Below are 5,501 nucleotides of genomic sequence, written 5' to 3' on the forward strand. Positions count from 1 at the left end.
ATTTTTGATTCAAGTCAGTTTGATTGTTTCTGATTCAAAGGATCACTCGATGTGTCGACTCACCGGGTAACTGGTTTGTCATATTTTTCAACGGAGAGTTTGATCCTGGCTCAGGACGAACGCTGGCGGCGTGCTTAACACATGCAAGTCGAGCGGTAAGGCCCCTTCGGGGGTACACGAGCGGCGAACGGGTGAGTAACACGTGAGCAACCTACCCTCAACTCTGGGATAAGCCTCGGAAACGGGGTCTAATACCGGATATCATCATGGACTTCATGGTTTGTGGTTGAAAGTTCTGGCGGTTGGGGATGGGCTCGCGGCCTATCAGCTTGTTGGTGGGGTAATGGCCTACCAAGGCGTCGACGGGTAGCCGGCCTGAGAGGGCGACCGGCCACACTGGGACTGAGACACGGCCCAGACTCCTACGGGAGGCAGCAGTGGGGAATATTGCGCAATGGACGAAAGTCTGACGCAGCAACGCCGCGTGAGGGATGACGGCCTTCGGGTTGTAAACCTCTTTCAGCAGGGACGAAGCGAGAGTGACGGTACCTGCAGAAGAAGGACCGGCCAACTACGTGCCAGCAGCCGCGGTAATACGTAGGGTCCGAGCGTTGTCCGGAATTATTGGGCGTAAAGGGCTCGTAGGCGGTTCGTCACGTCGGGAGTGAAAACTCGGAGCTTAACTCCGAGCCTGCTTCCGATACGGGCAGACTAGAGGTAGGCAGGGGAGAGCGGAACTCCTGGTGTAGCGGTGGAATGCGCAGATATCAGGAAGAACACCGGTGGCGAAGGCGGCTCTCTGGGCCTTACCTGACGCTGAGGAGCGAAAGCGTGGGTAGCGAACAGGATTAGATACCCTGGTAGTCCACGCCGTAAACGTTGGGCGCTAGGTGTGGGGGACATTCCACGTCCTCCGTGCCGCAGCTAACGCATTAAGCGCCCCGCCTGGGGAGTACGGCCGCAAGGCTAAAACTCAAAGGAATTGACGGGGGCCCGCACAAGCGGCGGAGCATGCGGATTAATTCGATGCAACGCGAAGAACCTTACCTGGGTTTGACATATAGGGAAATCCTCCAGAGATGGGGGGTCCGTAAGGGTCCTATACAGGTGGTGCATGGCTGTCGTCAGCTCGTGTCGTGAGATGTTGGGTTAAGTCCCGCAACGAGCGCAACCCTCGTCCTATGTTGCCAGCACGTTATGGTGGGGACTCATAGGAGACTGCCGGGGTCAACTCGGAGGAAGGTGGGGATGACGTCAAGTCATCATGCCCCTTATGTCCAGGGCTTCACGCATGCTACAATGGCCGGTACAAAGGGCTGCGAAACTGCAAAGTGGAGCGAATCCCAAAAAGCCGGTCTCAGTTCGGATTGGGGTCTGCAACTCGACCCCATGAAGTCGGAGTCGCTAGTAATCGCAGATCAGCAACGCTGCGGTGAATACGTTCCCGGGCCTTGTACACACCGCCCGTCACGTCATGAAAGTCGGCAACACCCGAAGCCGGTGGCCTAACCCTTGTGGAGGGAGCCGTCGAAGGTGGGGCTGGCGATTAGGACGAAGTCGTAACAAGGTAGCCGTACCGGAAGGTGCGGCTGGATCACCTCCTTTCTAAGGAGCACGAAACATTCCGCTACGGTGGGTGTTCATTCATCACTGCTCGAGCGTTCGTCTCGGGGTGATGGTGCTTCGGACTGTGGAACATTGACCATTAGATTCGGACCGATACCGGGTCCGTTAGTACTGCTGACATCCTTCGGGGTGGAGGCGTGGAACGCGGGGTTTGGTTGAGGAAAGTTTCGAGGCGCGCTGTTGGGTCCTGAGGAATCGGGCCTTCCCGTATGGGTTGGACTGTTTCTTCTGGGTCACTGCTCAACTGACTGTTGTTGGTTGGGTGTGGTGGCTGGGGCCGGCTCTCATCAAACCGTTGGTGTGGGTGTTTGTTCTGGGTGTGTTGTTTCCCTGGGATGGATGTTCGCCTGATAGGTGGTGGTTAGGGGTTGGTGTTCCTGCCCGTATTTTGAGAACTGTATAGTGGACGCGAGCATCTCTTTGTAGCGATTTTGTTGTTGTTGTTGTGACAAGCTACTAAGGGCAATCGGTGGATGTCTAGGTACCAAGAGCCGATGAAGGACGTTGGAGCCTGCGATAAGCCCCGGGGAGTTGGCAACCAAGCTGTGATCCGGGGGTGTCCGAATGGGGAAACCCAGCTGGCATTCTAAAGCCAGTTACCAGTGCCTGAACACATAGGGTTCTGGAGGGAACGCGGGGAAGTGAAACATCTCAGTACCCGCAGGAAGAGAAAACAATTGTGATTCCGTGAGTAGTGGCGAGCGAAAGCGGATGAGGCTAAACCATGTGCGTGTGATAGCCGGCGTGCGTTGCGCATGTGGGGTTGTGGGAGCATTCCGACCTTGATGCCGTGAGGTCAGAGAGTTATAAATCACTGTTGAAGTCGAATCTTCTGGAATGTTGAGCCGTAGTGGGTTATGGCCCCGTAGGCGTAAGACAGTGACTCTTGAGTGTTTTCCCAAGTAGCACGGGACTCTTGAAATCCCGTGTGAATCTGGCGGGACCACCCGCTAAGCCTAAATACTTCTTGGTGACCGATAGCGGACTAGTACCGTGAGGGAAAGATGAAAAGTACCCCGGGAGGGGAGTGAAATAGTACCTGAAACCGATTGCCTACAATCCGTCGGAGCATTCCCTTGTGGGGTGTGACGGCGTGCCTTTTGAAGAATGAGCCTGCGAGTTAGTGGTGTGTGGCGAGGTTAACCCGTGTGGGGTAGCCGTAGCGAAAGCGAGTCTGAATAGGGCGTTTTAGTCGCATGCTCTAGACCCGAAGCGGAGTGATCTATCCATGGGCAGGTTGAAGCGCGGGTAAGACCGCGTGGAGGACCGAACCCACCAGGGTTGAAAACCTGGGGGATGACCTGTGGATAGGGGTGAAAGGCCAATCAAACTCCGTGATAGCTGGTTCTCCCCGAAATGCATATAGGTGCAGCGTCGCGTGTTTCTTACCGGAGGTAGAGCACTGGATGGTCTAGGGGGCTTACCGGCTTACCGAAATCAGCCAAACTCCGAATGCCGGTAAGTGAGAGCGCGGCAGTGAGACTGCGGGGGATAAGCTCCGTAGTCGAGAGGGAAACAGCCCAGATCACCAGCTAAGGCCCCTAAGCGATTGCTAAGTGGAAAAGGATGTGGAGTTGCCCAGACAACCAGGAGGTTGGCTTAGAAGCAGCCACCCTTGAAAGAGTGCGTAATAGCTCACTGGTCAAGTGATTCCGCGCCGACAATGTAGCGGGGCTCAAGCAATCCGCCGAAGCTGTGGCATTCACACTCGTACTCGGCCAGAACTTGTTCTGGTCCAGGTGTGTGGATGGGTAGGGGAGCGTCGTGCAGCGTGTGAAGCAGCCTAGTGATGGAGTTGTGGATGCTGCACGAGTGAGAATGCAGGCATGAGTAGCGAATGACGGGTGAGAAACCCGTCCGCCGGATGATCAAGGGTTCCAGGGTCAAGCTAATCTGCCCTGGGTAAGTCGGGACCTAAGGCGAGGCCGACAGGCGTAGTCGATGGACAACGGGTTGATATTCCCGTACCGGCATTAACACGACCCGACCGAACCCGCTGATGCTAAACCGACGAATCTTGGAGACCTTCGGGTTGATGAGTGGAGTTGGTGACCCGAGGTGGTAGTAGGTGCATTGAGGAGTGACGCAGGAGGGTAGTCCAACCGCGGCGATGGTAGGCGCAAGCTGATCCGCGGGCAAGGTGGTAGGGCGAGGCATAGGCAAATCCGTGTCTCATTGAGCCTGAGAGCCGAGGCGGACCCGTTTAGGGGAAGTGGATGATCCCATGCTGCCGAGAAAAACTTCGCAGTGAGTGTTAGAGCCGCCCGTACCCCAAACCGACACAGGTGATCAGGTAGAGAATACCAAGGCGATCGAGTGAACCATGGTTAAGGAACTCGGCAAAATGCCCCCGTAACTTCGGGAGAAGGGGGGCCGGATCCGTTACCTCACTTGCTGAGGGAAGCGGTGATGGCCGCAGAGACCAGGCCCAAGCGACTGTTTACTAAAAACACAGGTCCGTGCGAAGAAGTAATTCGATGTATACGGACTGACGCCTGCCCGGTGCTGGAACGTTAAGGGGACAGGTTAGCTGGTTTCGGCCGGCGAAGCTTTGAACTTAAGCGCCAGTAAACGGCGGTGGTAACTATAACCATCCTAAGGTAGCGAAATTCCTTGTCGGGTAAGTTCCGACCTGCACGAATGGCGTAACGACTTGGGCGCTGTCTCAACCATGGACTCGGCGAAATTGCATTACGAGTAAAGATGCTCGTTACGCGCAGCAGGACGGAAAGACCCCGGGACCTTTACTACAACTTGGTATTGGTGGTCGGTACAACTTGTGTAGGATAGGTGGGAGACTGTGAAGCTCGGACGCCAGTTCGGGTGGAGTCATCGTTGAAATACCACTCTGGTTGTTCTGGCTGTCTAACTTTGGTCCGTTATCCGGATCAGGGACAGTGCCTGGTGGGTAGTTTGACTGGGGCGGTCGCCTCCTAAAAGGTAACGGAGGCGCTCAAAGGTTCCCTCAGCCTGGTTGGCAATCAGGTGTCGAGTGTAAGTGCACAAGGGAGCTTGACTGTGAGACAGACATGTCGAGCAGGGACGAAAGTCGGAACTAGTGATCCGGCGGTGGCATGTGGGAGCACCGTCGCTCAACGGATAAAAGGTACCCCGGGGATAACAGGCTGATCTTCCCCAAGAGTCCATATCGACGGGATGGTTTGGCACCTCGATGTCGGCTCGTCGCATCCTGGGGCTGGAGTAGGTCCCAAGGGTTGGGCTGTTCGCCCATTAAAGCGGCACGCGAGCTGGGTTTAGAACGTCGTGAGACAGTTCGGTCCCTATCCGCTGCGCGCGCAGGAGACTTGAGAAGGGCTGCCCCTAGTACGAGAGGACCGGGGTGGACGAACCTCTGGTGTGCCAGTTGTTCCGCCAGGAGCACGGCTGGTTGGCTACGTTCGGGAGTGATAACCGCTGAAAGCATCTAAGCGGGAAGCACGCTTCAAGATGAGGTCTCCCACCGGGTTAACCGGGTAAGGCCCCCAGTAGACCACTGGGTTGATAGGCCAGAAGTGGAAGCACGGCAACGTGTGTAGCTGACTGGTACTAATAGGCCGAGGGCTTGTCTCTATACCCACCTTCGGGTGGGCAACACACAACAGACTTGCTGCGACATATAACGAGAGTTTCTCGCGTCCACTGTACGGTTCCCGAAATACGGTCAACCCCAGCAACCAACACCCCCGGGTGTTGTGATCTTGCAGGTGTGGTTGGTTGATATTTTGATAGAGTTTCGGTGGCCATAGCGTCGGGGAAACACCCAGTCTCCATTCCGAACCTGGAAGTTAAGCCCGACAGCGCCGATGGTACTGCGACCGGGAGGTCGTGGGAGAGTAGGACGCCGCCGGACATTCACACTGTTAAAGCCCACCCCC

Annotated in this window: 3 rRNA genes; all 3 read left to right on the forward strand. The window is 56.0% G+C overall.

From position 1 onward, the window contains the following. Positions 1-87 precede the first annotated feature (87 nt). Positions 88-1,605: ribosomal RNA gene (locus V9K99_RS42650) — 16S ribosomal RNA — on the forward strand. Between the two features lie 467 nt (positions 1,606-2,072). Further along, positions 2,073-5,196 (forward strand): 23S ribosomal RNA (locus V9K99_RS42655). Positions 5,197-5,358: 162 nt separating this feature from the next. Beyond that, a 5S ribosomal RNA gene (gene rrf / locus V9K99_RS42660) occupies positions 5,359-5,476 on the forward strand. The 16S, 23S and 5S rRNA genes sit together here, the layout of an rRNA operon. The last annotated feature ends 25 nt before the right edge of the window (positions 5,477-5,501 follow it).

The organism is Kribbella sp. CCNWLW201, assembly GCF_037203805.1.
Lineage (GTDB): Bacteria > Actinomycetota > Actinomycetes > Propionibacteriales > Kribbellaceae > Kribbella.